The 14,446-nt window shown below is 67.6% G+C and carries 11 protein-coding genes; 4 read left to right on the plus strand and 7 right to left on the minus strand.

All coding sequences use genetic code 11. The annotated features are described in order from the left end of the window. Positions 1 to 12: 12 nt before the first annotated feature. On the plus strand, positions 13 to 1,194 hold the full coding sequence (ftsZ, locus tag ACFWZU_RS02800) for a cell division protein FtsZ (RefSeq protein WP_439699890.1): 1,182 nt from the start codon (positions 13 to 15) through the stop codon (positions 1,192 to 1,194). Positions 1,195 to 1,604: 410 nt separating this feature from the next. After that, positions 1,605 to 2,519, plus strand: a complete 915-nt coding sequence (gene lpxC / locus ACFWZU_RS02805; RefSeq protein ID WP_439699891.1) for a UDP-3-O-acyl-N-acetylglucosamine deacetylase — start codon at positions 1,605 to 1,607, stop codon at positions 2,517 to 2,519. Between the two features lie 234 nt (positions 2,520 to 2,753). On the opposite strand, the gene ACFWZU_RS02810 is transcribed toward lpxC, so the two are convergent. Further along, positions 2,754 to 3,233, minus strand: a complete 480-nt coding sequence (locus ACFWZU_RS02810) for a DciA family protein (RefSeq protein WP_439699892.1) — start codon at positions 3,231 to 3,233, stop codon at positions 2,754 to 2,756. Positions 3,234 to 3,260: 27 nt separating this feature from the next. Between ACFWZU_RS02810 and ACFWZU_RS02815 the strand changes: the two genes are divergently transcribed. Then, positions 3,261 to 4,190 carry a peptidoglycan DD-metalloendopeptidase family protein gene (locus ACFWZU_RS02815; RefSeq protein WP_439699893.1) on the plus strand — a complete coding sequence of 310 codons (930 nt, stop codon included), beginning with the start codon at positions 3,261 to 3,263 and terminating at the stop codon, positions 4,188 to 4,190. A gap of 232 nt (positions 4,191 to 4,422) precedes the next feature. After that, positions 4,423 to 7,140 (plus strand): preprotein translocase subunit SecA, encoded by a 2,718-nt coding sequence (gene secA / locus ACFWZU_RS02820; protein WP_439699894.1) that lies wholly within the window; start codon positions 4,423 to 4,425, stop codon positions 7,138 to 7,140. A 153-nt stretch (positions 7,141 to 7,293) separates the two neighbouring features. Here secA and ACFWZU_RS02825 read toward each other — a convergent pair whose 3' ends face one another. From ACFWZU_RS02825 to ACFWZU_RS02850, 6 genes are all read right to left on the minus strand, one after another. Further along, the gene (locus tag ACFWZU_RS02825; RefSeq protein WP_439699895.1) at positions 7,294 to 8,145 is read right to left on the minus strand and encodes a symmetrical bis(5'-nucleosyl)-tetraphosphatase; all 852 of its coding nucleotides are present in this window, start codon (positions 8,143 to 8,145) and stop codon (positions 7,294 to 7,296) included. A gap of 52 nt (positions 8,146 to 8,197) precedes the next feature. Further along, positions 8,198 to 8,581 (minus strand): Co2+/Mg2+ efflux protein ApaG, encoded by a 384-nt coding sequence (gene apaG / locus ACFWZU_RS02830; RefSeq protein WP_439699896.1) that lies wholly within the window; start codon positions 8,579 to 8,581, stop codon positions 8,198 to 8,200. A gap of 48 nt (positions 8,582 to 8,629) precedes the next feature. Beyond that, complete coding sequence (gene rsmA, locus ACFWZU_RS02835) at positions 8,630 to 9,412, minus strand: 16S rRNA (adenine(1518)-N(6)/adenine(1519)-N(6))-dimethyltransferase RsmA (protein WP_439699897.1); 783 nt, start codon at positions 9,410 to 9,412, stop codon at positions 8,630 to 8,632. 25 nt (positions 9,413 to 9,437) lie between these two features. Beyond that, positions 9,438 to 10,430 carry a 4-hydroxythreonine-4-phosphate dehydrogenase PdxA gene (gene pdxA, locus ACFWZU_RS02840; RefSeq protein ID WP_439699898.1) on the minus strand — a complete coding sequence of 331 codons (993 nt, stop codon included), beginning with the start codon at positions 10,428 to 10,430 and terminating at the stop codon, positions 9,438 to 9,440. 8 nt (positions 10,431 to 10,438) lie between these two features. Next, positions 10,439 to 11,797, minus strand: coding sequence for a peptidylprolyl isomerase (locus ACFWZU_RS02845; protein ID WP_439699899.1), 1,359 nt, complete (start codon positions 11,795 to 11,797; stop codon positions 10,439 to 10,441). A 120-nt stretch (positions 11,798 to 11,917) separates the two neighbouring features. Next, entirely contained in the window at positions 11,918 to 14,314 is a 2,397-nt protein-coding gene (locus ACFWZU_RS02850) for an LPS-assembly protein LptD (RefSeq protein WP_439699900.1), read from the minus strand. Positions 14,315 to 14,446: the final 132 nt, after the last annotated feature.

Genomic DNA, 14,446 nt, shown 5'->3' on the forward strand with positions numbered 1-14,446 from the left:
GGAGGACGGGAAATGTTTGAACTTATCGAAAAACTGGCACCCAATGCGGTCATCAAGGTCATCGGCGTGGGCGGTGGCGGCGGCAACGCCGTGGCGCACATGCTCAATGCCAACATCGAAGGCGTCGAGTTCGTCGTCGCCAACACCGACGCGCAGGCGATGAAGAACTGCGGCTCGCGCACCCACCTGCAGCTCGGCGCCAATGTCACCAAGGGCCTGGGCGCGGGCGCCAATCCGGAAGTCGGCCGCCAGGCTGCGCTGGAAGACCGCGAGCGCATCGAGGAAATGCTCGACGGCGCCGACATGGTGTTCATCACCGCCGGCATGGGTGGCGGCACCGGCACCGGTGCGGCTCCGGTCGTGGCCCAGCTTGCCAAGGAGAAGGGCATCCTCACCGTGGCGGTGGTCACCAAGCCGTTCCCGTTCGAGGGCCGTCGCCGCATGCAGGTGGCGATGAAGGGCATCGAGGACCTCTCCCAGCACGTCGACTCGCTGATCACCGTGCCGAACGAGAAGCTGCTCTCCGTGCTCGGCCGCGAGGTCACGCTTCTCAATGCGTTCAAGGCCGCCAACGACGTGCTGCAGGGTGCGGTGCAGGGCATTGCCGACCTGATCACCGCCCCGGGCCTGATCAACGTCGACTTTGCCGACGTGCGCACGGTCATGTCCGAGATGGGCATGGCGATGATGGGTTCCGGTACCGCCCGTGGCGACGACCGCGCCCAGGCCGCGGCCGAGGCGGCGATCAACAACCCGCTGCTGGAGGACGTCAACCTCAATGGCGCCTGCGGCATCCTCGTCAACGTCACCGCCGGCCCCAACCTGACCATGCGCGAGTTCGACGAGATCGGCCGGGTCATCCACGACTTCGCCAGCGAAGACGCCACCGTGGTGATCGGCACCTCGCTCGACCCGGAAATGCAGGACGACGTGCGCGTGACCGTGGTCGCCACGGGCCTCAACCGGGCGGCCGCCACCCGCCAGGCGCCGCGCGCCGTGGCTACCCAGCAGGTGGAGATGCGCCAGCGTCCGCGTCCGGTGGTGCTGCGTACCGGCACCGGCAACGAGGTGGTCGATTACGCCGCCCCGGAGACGGTGGCATCGCACACCCGTGCCGAGCCGCCGGCCAAGGGCGCCGATCCCAGCTTCGATTACCTGGATATTCCGGCGTTCCTGCGCCGTCAGGCCGACTGAATGGCTCTCACCGGAGGCCCTTGCGAAAATTGAACAAAACACCAGATCGGCTGGTCAGTGCATGACGTGGCCCGGCAGGCGTCCAGCGCCTGCGTGGTTTTCGTGACCGTCCGTCAGGTGATTTTGGGGTGAAGACAGCGCACCGAGGACCGGTGCGCGCACCGGCCGGCAGGGAGCCGCCGGCCTGTCCGCCCCCTTGCGCCGGATACCCGTCTTCCCGGCGCAGGGGGCGTGTCGCGGTAACTGATTGAGGCGGCGGGGGATTTGCCGGACTTGATGACCGGCGTCACAGATGAAGGAATGCTAAAGAGGCGACCAGACTGTACGGTACGGTTTGCTATTGCGACAGGTTAAGACTGTGTTAGCATCCGACCCCTGATTGGCTGCTGCCCACACTGGTACCTATAAAAATGATCAAGCAGCGTACGCTCAAGAACATCATCCGTGCGACCGGCGTCGGCCTGCACACCGGCGACAAGGTCTACATGACCTTGCGCCCCGCCGCGCCGAACACGGGCATCGTGTTCCGACGTACGGACCTCAATCCGCCGGTCGACATCCATGCGCGCCCGGATTGCGTGGGCGATACCCGCCTTTCCACCACGCTGGTCAAGGGGGATGTGCGCGTCTCCACGGTCGAGCACCTGCTCTCGGCGATGGCCGGCCTGGGCATCGACAACGCGATCGTGGAGCTGTCCGCGCCGGAAGTGCCGATCATGGATGGCAGCGCCGGTCCCTTCGTATTCCTGCTGCAATCGGCCGGGATCGAGGAGCAGAACGCCGCCAAGCGCTTCATCCGCATCAAGAAGCCGATCAAGGTGCAGGAAGGCGACAAGTGGGCCAGCTTCGAGCCGTTCGAGGGCTTCAAGGTCGGCTTCTCGATCGAGTTCAACCATCCGATCATCTCCAAGCGCACCTCGCGCGCGGAGATCGACTTCTCGACGACCTCCTTCGTCAAGGAAGTCAGCCGTGCCCGTACGTTCGGCTTCATGCGCGACATCGAGATGCTGCGCGAGCACAACCTGGCGCTGGGCGGCTCGATGGACAACGCCGTGGTGCTGGATGACTACCGCGTGCTCAACGAGGACGGCCTCCGCTACGAGGACGAGTTCGTCAAGCACAAGATCCTGGACGCCATCGGCGACCTGTACCTGCTCGGCCACAGCCTGATCGGCGCCTACCACGCCCACAAGTCCGGCCACGAGCTCAACAACAAGCTGCTGCGCACCCTGATCGCCGATCCCGCTGCATGGGAAGAGGTGGTCTACAAGGACGATCCGGCCGTCTCGCCGATCTCTTACGCGCACCCGGCCCAGGCGATCTGATCAGGCCTGTCCCGTCGGCCCGACGCCTGCCCCGAAGGCCGCCCCGCAAGAGGCGGCCTTCGTCGTTTCTGTGACGCAGGCCGTCCACCCTACACGCCGTGATTCACGCTACGGGGACATGTCGGGGTGTACCTGCCCTCCCACCGTGCTATAAACCTTCTGCCGCCCTCGGGGTGGCAAGGGGGAAATCGGTGCCCGCAGGGCACGCTGCGAAGGCACGGCGCCCCGCGCCGGTCAGTCCTTGGCGACCGGGAATCCAGCAGTATCGGCGATGGACGCCAGCTCGAGGAACAGTCCCTTCAGTTCCGGGTCTGTGATTGATGCTGCGGCGGCCTTGAGATGGTTGGCTGCAGCAGGCGAAAGCGGTTTTGACCGATCCGGTTCCGTTGCGACCGGTCGGGGGGGAGCCACTTTCACGGTGACCGAACTGGCGCTCGTGCCGATGGCACGGGCGGTGGTGAGTATCTGCGCCTGCATCAGGCGCAGGCGCGCTGCCCAGGCCGGTGAGGACGCCAGGAAGACGAGGCGGCCGTTGCGCAGGTGGGCGAATCGCACCTGCTCGCGCAAGGGCATCGGCAACGTCTGGCGCAGGGCACGATCCAACGCATCCAGCTCACCGGCCTTCCGGGCCAGCGAGGCGAACGAACCGCATTCGGCCAGCGGCTTGGGGCCACGGTCCGGACGGCGGGAAGCGGGGGGATCGGCGCGCTGCATGGCCTCATCTGAAGTGAAGAAAAAGCAATGCAGATCATACTCGTATCCCGCTCCAGGAAAGTGCCCAGGACCTTCGATCTCGCCCAGCGCCGGTTGCGCTGGCGGCTCGCGGGCCTGGCGATGGCGGCGGTGATCGGGTGTGGCGTGCTGGGTGCCGCGGTGGCGCTGACCGTGTCCAGTCCGCGCGACCGTGCGCTGGCGGAGATCCAGCAACTCAAGCAGCAGATCCGCGAGCAGGATACGCAACTGGCGGGCGTGCGCAAGGACTCCCAGCGCGAGCTCGACGCTCTGGCGATCAAGCTGGGCCAGCTCGAGGCACAATCCACCCGCCTCAATGCGCTGGGCGAGCGCCTGACCGAGGTCGGCAAGCTCGACCCGGACGAATTCAACTTCGACCAGCCGCCCGCGATGGGCGGCCTGGAAGATACCGCCGGCAGCGCCTACGCCCTGCCGCCGACGCTGGACAAGGGCATCGACCAGCTGGCCGGCCAGTTCGACGTGCAGCAGGCCCAGCTGTCGGCGCTGCAGAGCCTGTTGCTCGATGCCAAGATCGACTCCAACCTCAAGCCCACCGGCATGCCGGCGTCGGGCTACATCTCCTCCTATTTCGGCGTGCGCCCGGACCCGTTCGATGGCCACAGCGCGCGGCACACCGGCCTGGACATTGCCGTTCCCTTCGGCTCGCCGGTCCACGCTGTCGCCGAAGGCATGGTCACCTTCACCGGCGTGCGCAGCGGCTACGGCAAGGTGGTCGAGATCGACCACGGCAACGGCTACATGACCCGCTACGCCCACAACAGCAAGTTGCTGGTGCATCCGGGCCAGCGCGTGCATGTGGGCGAGGTGGTTTCGCGCGCCGGTTCCACCGGCCGATCGACCGGCCCGCACGTGCATTTCGAGGTCTGGTACAAGGGCCGCGTGGTCAATCCGCTGGCCTACGTGAAGAGCCACCGCTGAGCCGCTTACCCGGCCGCTCCTTGTAGGGGCCGCTTGCGGGCGACGCATCCCCGCGGCCGCCAGCCCCGGACACGCCCCGCAAGCGGGCGCCTGCCGGTTCCGGCTTCGCCGGAACGCCCACTTGAATCCCGCGCCTCCCGCCGCCATCCCGGCCAGCTGGAGCGGCTGTAGTAACATGTCTCCTTTCGCCCGTGACCGCCGCGGGCCTTGAGCCTTCACTGACGGAAGATCGATGTTCAATCGTGCCCTGACCAGCCTTTTCGGCAGCCGCAACGAGCGCGTGCTGCGCCAGCTTTCCAAGACCGTCGCGCGGATCAACGCGCTGGAGCCGGAGTTCGAGAAGCTGGACGACGCGGCGCTCAAGGCCAAGACCGGGGAGTTCAAGGAGCGCCTGGCCAAGGGCGAGACGCTCGACAAGCTGCTGCCCGAGGCCTTCGCCGTCGTGCGCGAGGGCGCCAAGCGCGTGCTGGGCATGCGCCACTACGACGTGCAGATGATTGGCGGCATGGTGCTCCACCAGGGCAAGATCGCAGAGATGCGCACCGGCGAGGGCAAGACCCTCGTGGGTACCTTGCCGGTCTACCTGAACGCCCTCGAAGGCAAGGGCGTGCACGTGGTCACCGTCAACGACTACCTGGCCCGCCGCGACTCGGCGCAGATGGGCAAGCTCTACAACTTCCTGGGCCTGTCGGTCGGCGTGGTCTACCCCGGCATGGACCACGGCGACAAGCACGCCGCCTACGGCGCCGACATCACCTACGGCACCAACAACGAATTCGGCTTCGACTACCTGCGCGACAACATGGCGCTGTCGAAGGAACAGCGTTATCAGCGTGGCCTCAACTACGCGATCGTCGATGAGGTCGACTCGATCCTGATCGACGAGGCGCGCACGCCGCTGATCATCTCCGGCCCGGCCGAGGACTCGCCGCAGCTGTACCTGGCGGTGAACCGCATCGTGCCGCAGATGAAGCGACAGGAAACCGAGGACGGCGCGGGCGACTACTGGGTCGACGAGAAGCAGAAGCAGGTGCACCTGTCCGAAGAGGGCATGGCGCACGCCGAGGAGTTGCTGCGCAAGGCCGGCGTGATCGATCCGGACAGTGGCCTGTACGACGCCCGCAACCTGGCGGTGGTACATCATCTCAACGCCGCGCTGCGCGCCAACGCGATCTACCAGCGCGACGTCGACTACATCGTGCGCGACGGCGAGGTCATCATCGTCGACGAGTTCACCGGCCGCACGCTGGCCGGCCGCCGCTGGTCCGACGGCCTGCACCAGGCGGTCGAGGCGAAGGAAGGCGTGCCGATCCAGCGCGAGAACCAGACGCTGGCGACGGTGACGTTCCAGAACCTGTTCCGCATGTACAAGAAGCTGGCCGGCATGACCGGCACGGCCGACACCGAGGCCTACGAGTTCCAGACCATCTACGGCCTGGAAGTGGTGGTGATTCCCACCCACAAGCCAATGATCCGCAAGGACAACCTGGACATCGTGTTCCTGAGCCAGCAGGCCAAGTACCGCGCAGTGATCGAGGACATCAAGGATTGCCACAAGCGCGGCCAGCCGGTGCTGGTCGGTACCACCTCGATCGAGGTGTCCGAACTGCTTTCGGACATGCTGACCAAGGCCAAGGTCCCGCACGAAGTGCTCAACGCCAAGCAGCACGAGCGCGAGGCGCACATCGTGGCGCAGGCCGGCGCGCCCGGCTCGGTGACCATCGCCACCAACATGGCCGGCCGCGGTACCGACATCGTGCTCGGCGGCAGCCTGGAAGCCGCGCTCGCCGCGCTGCCGGAGGACGCCTCCGAGGTCGACCGCCAGCGCGTCAAGAGCGAATGGAAGAAGCGCCACGAACAGGTGCTTGCCGCCGGCGGCCTGCACATCATCGGCACCGAGCGGCACGAATCGCGCCGCATCGACAACCAGCTGCGTGGCCGCTCCGGCCGCCAGGGCGACCCTGGCTCCTCGCGCTTCTACCTGGCGCTGGAGGACAACCTGCTTCGCATCTTCGGCGGCGAGGGCCTGGTGCGCTGGATGAAGCGCTTCGGCATGAAGGAGGACGATCCGCTCGAGGAGCGCATGATCAGCCGCCAGATCGAGAAGGCGCAGCGCAAGGTCGAGCAGCACAACTTCGACATCCGCAAGCACCTGCTGGAGTTCGACGACGTCGCCAATGACCAGCGCAAGGTGATCTACCGCCAGCGCGACGAGCTGCTCGAGGGCGAGGACGTCTCGGCCACCATCGCCGACATCCGCGAGGACGTGGTCGAATCGATCGTCAATGCCCACGTGCCGCCGGACAGCATCGACGAACAATGGGATATCGCCGGCCTGGAGCGCGCGCTGGACAGTGAGTTCGGCATCGCCACCGGCCTGAAGGCCTGGGTGGAGAAGCAGCACGAACTGGATGCGGCGCAGATCCGCGACCACGTGCGCGAGGCGATGGACCAGGCGTTCAAGGACAAGGAAACGCAGATTGGCGCCGAGACGATGCGCCAGCTCGAAAAGCACATCATGCTGAGTGTGGTCGACAACGCCTGGAAGGAACACCTGGCCAGCATGGACTACCTGCGCCAGGGCATCTACCTGCGCGGCTATGCGCAGCAGGATCCCAAGCAGGCGTTCAAGCGCGAGTCGTTCGAGCTTTTCTCCGAGATGCTCAACCGCATCAAGACCGAAGTCGTGCAGATGCTCGCGCGCGTGCGCATCCGCAGCGAGGAAGAGGTCGCCGCGATGGAAGCCGAGCAGCAGCGCCTGGCGGCGCGCCTGCAGCAGCAGATGCTCGCCAGCGGCGGCGGCGCTCCGGTCAACGCGCTGGGCAACGATGCGTCGCCGGCGGCCGCGCCGGGGACCGTGCAGCACGAAGGTCCCAAGATCGGCCGCAACGATCCGTGTCCCTGCGGCTCGGGCAAGAAGTACAAGCACTGCCACGGCCAGTTGGCCTGAGTACGCCCGCGCGCCGATCTCACGTCGGCGCGCCCGGCTGCAGGAGCGCATCCGGTGCGCGACCCGAATGGCGGTTGCGCACCGGGTGCGCTGCTACAAAGCAATCTGCATCGTGATCACCGCGAGCCCCGAACGGTCACCTCGGGGCGGCGGTCAGTCCCCACCGCCGGACGGCCGCTTGCGGTGCGGCTCCGCATTCACGGTGGTGTACTGCGGTTCCTCCTCGCCCACCCGCAGCGCGGTCAGCTGACCGCCCCACACGCAGCCGGTGTCGATCGCATACACGCCCAGGCCGGCGAAACGGCCCAGCGCGGACCAGTGCCCGCAGACCATGTTGACCTCGCGCCGGCGCATGCCGGGCACGGCGAACCACGGGTACAGCCCCGGCTTCTGCGAACCGGGCATGCCCTTCGCCTCGAAGTCGATGCGGCCGTTGACGTCGCAGTAGCGCATGCGTGTCATCGTGTTGATCGTGGCACGAAAGCGCTCGATCCCCTGCAACCGGCTGGACCAGGCGGCCGGACGGTTGCCGAACAGGTTGCGCAACAGCCGCGGGTGACGCGGGCTGGACAGCTCGCGCTCCACTTCCTGCGCCGCGCGCAGGCCCTGGCGCAGCGTCCACGACGGCGCCAGGCCCGCGTGCACCATCCCCCAACCGAGCGCCTCGTCGTAATGCAGCAGCTTCTGGTTGCGCAGCCACTCGAACAGCACCGGCGCGTCGTCGGCGAACAGCACCTCGCGCAGCTCCGGGTTGACCCGCGACTGGGCGTCGGGCTTGCGTTGGGCGATCGCCAGCAGGCTCAGGTCGTGATTGCCCAGCGTGACGACCACGTTCTCGCGCAGGCCGTGCAACATGCGCAGCACCTGCAGCGATTCGCCGCCGCGATTGACCAGGTCGCCGCAGAACCAAAGCTGGTCGCGCGCCGGGTCGAACCGCAATTTGTCGAGCAAACGCGAGAGCTCCGGATAGCAGCCTTGCACGTCGCCGATTGCATATGTCGCCATCAGAACTCGTCCGTCCGGTCCATCGCAGGCGAACCTTCGGTTGTGCGTGCCATCAGTGCAGGGTGCGCGGTATGGACAGCGTGAACGGCGGGATCGGCGCCTCGAAGCGGGTGCCGTCGTCGGCGAGCATCTGGTAGCTGCCACGCATCGTGCCGACGGCGGTGTCGAGCACGGCGCCGGAGCTGTACTGGTAACGGTCGCCCGGCCGCATCCACGGTTGGTCGCCGACCACGCCTTCGCCGCGCACCTCTTCCACCTTGCCGTTGGCGTCGGTGATCACCCAATGGCGGGTGAGCAGGCGCGCGGGAACGTCGCCGGCGTTGTGCAGCGTCACGGTGTAGGCGAACACGTAGCGGTTGTCGTGCGGCTTGGACTGGTCGGGAACGAAGCGGGTTTCGACCTGCACGTCGATCGTGTAGGAAGGTTTGGGATTCATGCGTCGATTGTACGGCCTGCGTGCGGGCCTGCGCGTGTAGGGGGCGCGTCAGGCCGCGAGCTTGGCCAGCCGCACGAAGTCGCCGGGCGCGAGGGTCTCGGCGCGCGTCTTCGGGTCGATGCCTGCACTGGCGATGGCAGCGCTGTCGAGCAGGTTCTTCAATCCGTTCGCGAGTGTCTTGCGCCGCTGCGCGAAGGCTGCCTTGACGATCGCGTGCAGTCGTTGCGGGTCGGCGTCGTGGCGTTCGTGCTCGGCGAGCGGCACCAGTCGCACGACGGCCGAGTCGACCTTCGGCGGCGGACGGAACGCGCCCGGCGGCACGGTAAACAGCGGCTCGACGCGACAGGCCAGCTGGAGCATCACCGACAGCCGGCCATACACCTTGCTGCCCGGGTCCGCGGCCATGCGGTCGACCACTTCCTTCTGCAGCATGAAGTGCATGTCTTCGATCGCGGCCGCATGATCCACGCAATGGAACAGGATCGGGCTGGAGATGTAGTAGGGCAGGTTGCCGGCCAGGCGCACGCGCGCCACGCCGAGGCTCCGCGCTAGTGCGGTGAAGTCCACCTTGAGCACGTCGGCATGGATGATTTCCAGCGTGCCCACGCTGCTCGCGCGCGCCTGCAGGCCGGGGATCAGGTCGGTATCCAGCTCGACCGCAGTGAGGCGGCCGGCGGCGGCCAGCAGCGGCAGCGTCAGCGCGCCCTCGCCCGGGCCGATTTCCACGACGCGGTCGTCGGCCTTGGGCGCGATCGCGCTGACGATGCGCTCGATGTAGCGCTTCTCGTGCAGGAAGTGCTGGCCGAAGCTTTTCTTGGGGCGGGCGTTCATCGGGTCTTCTCGCAAAGCCGGGCCTTCAGCCGGCGCAGCCACGGCGAGCGGCAAGGTCCAGCGCCATCCGCGCAGCCGCGATCAGGCTGGATGGATCAGCTCGTCCCGTGCCCGCCAGGTCCAGCGCGGTGCCGTGGTCGACCGAGGTACGGACGAAAGGCAGGCCCAGGGTAATGTTGACCGTGCGATCGAAGGCTTCGCTCTTGAGCACGGGCAGCGCCTGGTCGTGGTACATCGCCAGCACGGCGTCGTAGCGCTCGCGTTGGCTCGGCACGAAGGCGGTGTCCGCCGGCAGCGGACCGAGCAGGTGCATGCCCTGCGCGCGGAGCTTCGCCAGCGCGGGCTCGATCACGTCGATTTCCTCACGGCCCAGGTGGCCGCCTTCGCCGGCGTGCGGGTTGAGGCCGAGCACCGCGATACGCGGATCGACCAGGCCGAAGCGCGCCCGGAGCTGGCCATGCACGATGTGCAGCGTGCGCTCCAGGGATTCGCCGGTAATCGCCGCGGACACCGCGTGCAACGGCAGGTGCGTGGTGGCCAGGGCCACGCGCAGCTCCGGGCTGGCCAGCATCATCACCACGTCCACGCCGGTGCGCTCGGCGAAAAATTCGGTATGGCCGCTGAAGGGAATACCGGCGTCGTTGATCGAGGCTTTCTGCAAAGGCGCGGTGACCACGGCGGCGTAGCTACCCGCGAGGCAGCCATCGGCCGCCTCCGCCAACGTGGTCAGGATGTGGCGGGCATTGCGCGGATCGGGCCTGCCGGGGCGCTCCTCCACCACCAGCGGCACGTGCTGGACGCGCAGGCTGCCCGGCACGTGCGCATGCGGCTGGCCGTCGTCTTCGTGCAGTTCCAGCGGCACGCCGCAGCGGGCGGCAGCGCGGCGCAGCAGGTCGCGGTCGGTGATCGCGACGAGTCCGGCCGCAAGCGGTGTCGATGCGAGCCGGACCAGCAGTTCGGGGCCGACGCCGGCCGGTTCCCCGGCGGTCAGCGCCAGCCGCGGCAGGTCGGCGTTCAAGGCACGACTCAGCTCTTTTCCCGCGCGTCCGGGTCCTTCAGTTCCGGCACCAGGATGTTGACGTAGGCATCGGCACGCAGCTGGCGCAGGAAGTCCTCGTACGCCTGCTCGGCCTTGCGGTTGCCGATCGCCTGGCGCGCCTGGTTGCGCTCGCTTTCCTCGGTCACGTCGCTCTTGCGCGTGCCTTCCAGCTGGATGATGTGCCAGCCGGCCTCGCTCTGGAACGGCTGGGAGACCTCGCCGTCCTTCAGCTGCGACAGCTGCTGGGCGATCGTGCTGCCCCACTGGTCGCGCTGGAACCAGCCCATGTCGCCGCCGGCGTTGGCGGTGGTCGGATCCTTGGAGTTCTCCTTCGCCAGCTTGGCGAAGTCCTCGTGCTTGTTGACGATGCGGTTGTACAGGTCCTGCGCCTTCTGCTGCGCCTGCTCCGGCGTCACCAGTTCGCTCGGGCGGATCAGGATCTGGCGGGCGTGGTACTCGGTGACTACCTGGCGGCTGGGTTCGCGCTGGTCGACCAGCTTGAGGATGTGGAAACCGGTGGGGCCGCGCAGCGCAGCGCTGACCTGGCCGGGCTTCATGCCGGCGATGGTGTCGGCGAAGGCCGGCGGGATTTCGTCCATCTTGCGCCAGCCGAGGTCGCCGCCTTCCAGTGCGTCCTGCGCGTCGGAGTAGCGGATCGCCGCGGCATTGAAGTCCATGCCGCCCTTGATCGCGTCGATCGCTTCCTGCGCCTTGGCCTGCGCGGCGCGGATGTCCTCGGCGGTACCGCCGGCCGGGATCGAGACCTGGATGTGCGCCAGGTGGACTTCGCCGGCCTTGTAGGTCGGGCTGTTGAGCAGGTTGTTGATTTCGCTGTCGGTGATGTTGACCGAATCGCGGACCACGCTCTCGTGCAGACGCTGGACCATGATCTGGTCGCCGAGCTGGTCGCGGAAGGCCGCGAAGCTCTGGCCGCTCTGCTCGACCGCCTGCTGCAGCTGCTCGGGACTCATGCGGTTCTGCTGGGCGACCGCGGCGACCGCCTGGTCGATGTCCGAGCTGGACACGCGGATGCCCTGCTCGTTGGCCTTGGCGACCTGCAGCTTCATCAGCACCAGGCGATCGAGCACCTGGCGCTTGAGCACGTCCTCCGGCGGCAGCCGGTCCGGGGTGCTGGCGTACTGCTGCCTGACCGAGCGCACGGCGTCATCCAGTTCGCTCTGCAGGATCACGTTGTCGTCGACCACCGCAATGATGCGGTCGAGCGGCTGCGTGCCCGAGGCCGTGGCGTCGCCCTGGCCCTGGGCCTGGGGCAGCAGCTGGGCCTGGGTGGGCAGGACGGTGGCCGCGGCGAGCGCGAGGAGGAGCAGCGCGGTGGGGTGCTTCATCGGTCGGAAACCTTCAATCGCCTGTGCGGCGATGGTTGGAGGGGTCGGTGCCTTCAGGTCCGGTCGTGCCGGTCGACAACCGTGGATCGCAACGGCAGCGGAAAGTTCGCGGCAAGGCCGTTACTGATAGCCAAGAATACCACGCCGCAGCACGTCTTCCGCCTGGCCGTTGAAGGCGCCCAGGCCCTTGAAGACCAGCTCGAACATGAGCGCGTTGTTGCTTTCGCCGCGGTCGCCGATGGGGCCGCGGGAAACCACGTAGTGGCGCCCGACCACCCGCACCGCGACGCAGCAGCTGTCGTATTCCACGCCAGCCAGCGCCTCGACGGTACGCTTGTCGCGCACCGAATAGACCCATCGCGCGAGCAGGCGCCAGCGTTCGGAGATCGGGTAGATCGCCGAGGTGTCGTACTGCTCCACCAGGCCGCGGCGGAAGCGGTAGGAAAAGTTGAAGATGCCGTCCGCCCCGATGCGCCGTTGCAGGCCCAGCGTGCCCAGGCTCGTCTGGCGCGTGTTCGGGCTCCACTGGTAGGCGCTGTCGAGGCGCCAGCGGTCGTTCAGTTGCACGCCGAACTGGGCCACGTAGTCCGAGCGCGTCCAGTCGGTTGGCGCGGCGGTGGTGGTTGCGCTGTCGGGCAGTTGCACCCGCTGGGGCGCGAAGTAGTGGATCTGCCCGATGCTGGCCGAGAGCCGCTCCACGCCGTCGTCGTCCAGCAACCGGGTGGTCAGCGCCGCGGTGAGGTTGTTGGCGTTCATCTGGCGGTCGGCGCCGGAGAACTGGTTGGGGGAGAACAGCTGCCAGTAGTCGAACGACATCCGCCGCGTGTCGAACAGCGGCAGGTCGTCCTGGTTGCGGTAGGGCACGTACAGGTAGTACAGCCGCGGCTCCAGCGTCTGCGTGTATGTGGTGCCGAACAGCGAGGCCGGGCGCTCGAAGATCAGCCCGGTATCCAGGCTTGCGATCGGCAGTGCGCGGCTGGGTGTGCGGTCGTCGAAGGGCGACACCTGGCTGCCGCTCAGCGGTCCGCGGTAGCCGTAGTCCGCGTAATTGCCGTCGAGCTGGTAGGCGGTAAAGCGGTAGGCGAGTTTCGGCCGCACGAACCAGGCCGCACCGCGGAAATCGGCGGCAAGGTACGGATACAGGTCGAGGCGGTCGCCCTCGATGCGTTCGTCCTTGCGGAAGGCGGTGGCCTCGGCCTCGGCGCCGAACTCCAGCCAGCGGTTGATCGGGATGTCCAGGCCCAGGTTCGCGGTCGGCCAGCGCTTGTACTGCACCACCGTGTCGGGCAGGTACGGATCGACGTTCTGGTAGCTGCTGGCGCCGAAGGAGGCGTTCCACCAGTCGCCGTTGCCGCGGACGTAGCCGCTGGAGGTGAGCGTGCCGACCGAAGTGGTGTAGAGGTCGTTGCCGAAGTCGCGCAGGTAGCTTCCGTCGGAAACGCGGTTGATCGAGGTGCTGAAGTACCACGGCCCGCCCAGGCGCGTCACGTCGGTGTACTTGAGCCACCAGCGGTCCGTGCCCTTGGTCGGCTCGTCCACGGACGTGTTGTCGCCACGGTCGTTCGGCAGGTACTGGAAATCGAACTGCCCGCGCGTGCCGGGCACCAGGTAACGGAACTCGCCCGCCAGCATCGCCCCGCGCTGGGTGTAGATGCGCGGCTCGAGCGTGGCGTCGTAGTTCGGCGCCAGGTTGAGGTAATAGGGGATCGAGAACATCGTTCCCGACCGGTTCGAACTGCCGAAGGTCGGGTACAGGAAGCCGCTCTTGCGCCGGTTGTCGACCGGGAAGGTGAAGTAGGGCAGGTACAGGAACGGCACGTCCGCAAAGCGCATGGTCGCGCCGTGGGCCTTGCCCACGCCGGTCGCCTTGTCGATCTCCAGGCTCCTGGCGCGCACTTCCCACAGGTGGTGGCCGACGTCGCAGGTGGAGTAGCTGACCAGGTTGTAGCGGCTGCGCTGGGCATCGAGCAGCTCGCCGCGCGCGGCGGTGCCGTTGCCGCGCGACTGCAGCAGCTGGTAACGCACGTTCTCGGCCACGCCACGGTTGGCCTGGGTGTTGCCGTGCAGGCGGTCGGCACTGAGCAGTTCGCCGGCCTCCTGGTAGCGCACGTTGCCCTGGGCGTCGTAGTCGGTGGTGGCGTCGTTGTAGTCGATCCGATCGCCGCGCAGCAGCTGGTCGGCGCGCTCGATGCGCACATTGCCCGAGAGCCGGTAGACCGCCTGGTTGGAGCTGTCCACGTGGGCGGCGTCGACGACCGTGTCGGAGGTCTCGCGGCGCGAGGGATCGCGCGGCAGCGTCGGGTCGTAGAACGCCAGCAGCGCGTTGGGCCGGCACAGCGCGAAACTTTCCGGACGCGGCGGACAGTGGAACGCCCCCAGCGGGCAGCTCGACACCTCGGCGCCGGTGCTGGCCGGCGTGGCAGGCGCTGCGGCCTCGGATACCGCGGTCTGGGCCCCGGCCGGGCCGCCGAACAGGGCGAGGGCGGCGGCGACCGCCAGCAGGCGGCGTGGGGGCAAGGCGCGCGGGATCGTGTGGCTCGGCGTCACGGTGGGCTGTCGGCGTTCGTCAGGACGCGTAAAACTAGCAGAAAGGGGACATGGCCGGCAGGAAAGCGCGGGCCAGGCGCGCCGCAGGGTGGGCTTCAGCCC

It is taken from the genome of Frateuria sp. GZRR33 (assembly GCF_051900425.1).
GTDB lineage: Bacteria > Pseudomonadota > Gammaproteobacteria > Xanthomonadales > Rhodanobacteraceae > Frateuria_A.

Coding starts and splice junctions, on each gene's coding strand:
- apaG (WP_439699896.1), bottom strand. CDS start 8,581: ATGAATCCCAAACCTTCCTACACGATCGACGTGCAGGTCGAAACCCGC.
- lpxC (WP_439699891.1), top strand. CDS start 1,605: ATGATCAAGCAGCGTACGCTCAAGAACATCATCCGTGCGACCGGCGTC.
- ACFWZU_RS02845 (WP_439699899.1), bottom strand. CDS start 11,797: ATGAAGCACCCCACCGCGCTGCTCCTCCTCGCGCTCGCCGCGGCCACC.
- ACFWZU_RS02810 (WP_439699892.1), bottom strand. CDS start 3,233: ATGCAGCGCGCCGATCCCCCCGCTTCCCGCCGTCCGGACCGTGGCCCC.
- ACFWZU_RS02825 (WP_439699895.1), bottom strand. CDS start 8,145: ATGGCGACATATGCAATCGGCGACGTGCAAGGCTGCTATCCGGAGCTC.
- ftsZ (WP_439699890.1), top strand. CDS start 13: ATGTTTGAACTTATCGAAAAACTGGCACCCAATGCGGTCATCAAGGTC.
- ACFWZU_RS02815 (WP_439699893.1), top strand. CDS start 3,261: ATGCAGATCATACTCGTATCCCGCTCCAGGAAAGTGCCCAGGACCTTC.
- secA (WP_439699894.1), top strand. CDS start 4,423: ATGTTCAATCGTGCCCTGACCAGCCTTTTCGGCAGCCGCAACGAGCGC.
- rsmA (WP_439699897.1), bottom strand. CDS start 9,412: ATGAACGCCCGCCCCAAGAAAAGCTTCGGCCAGCACTTCCTGCACGAG.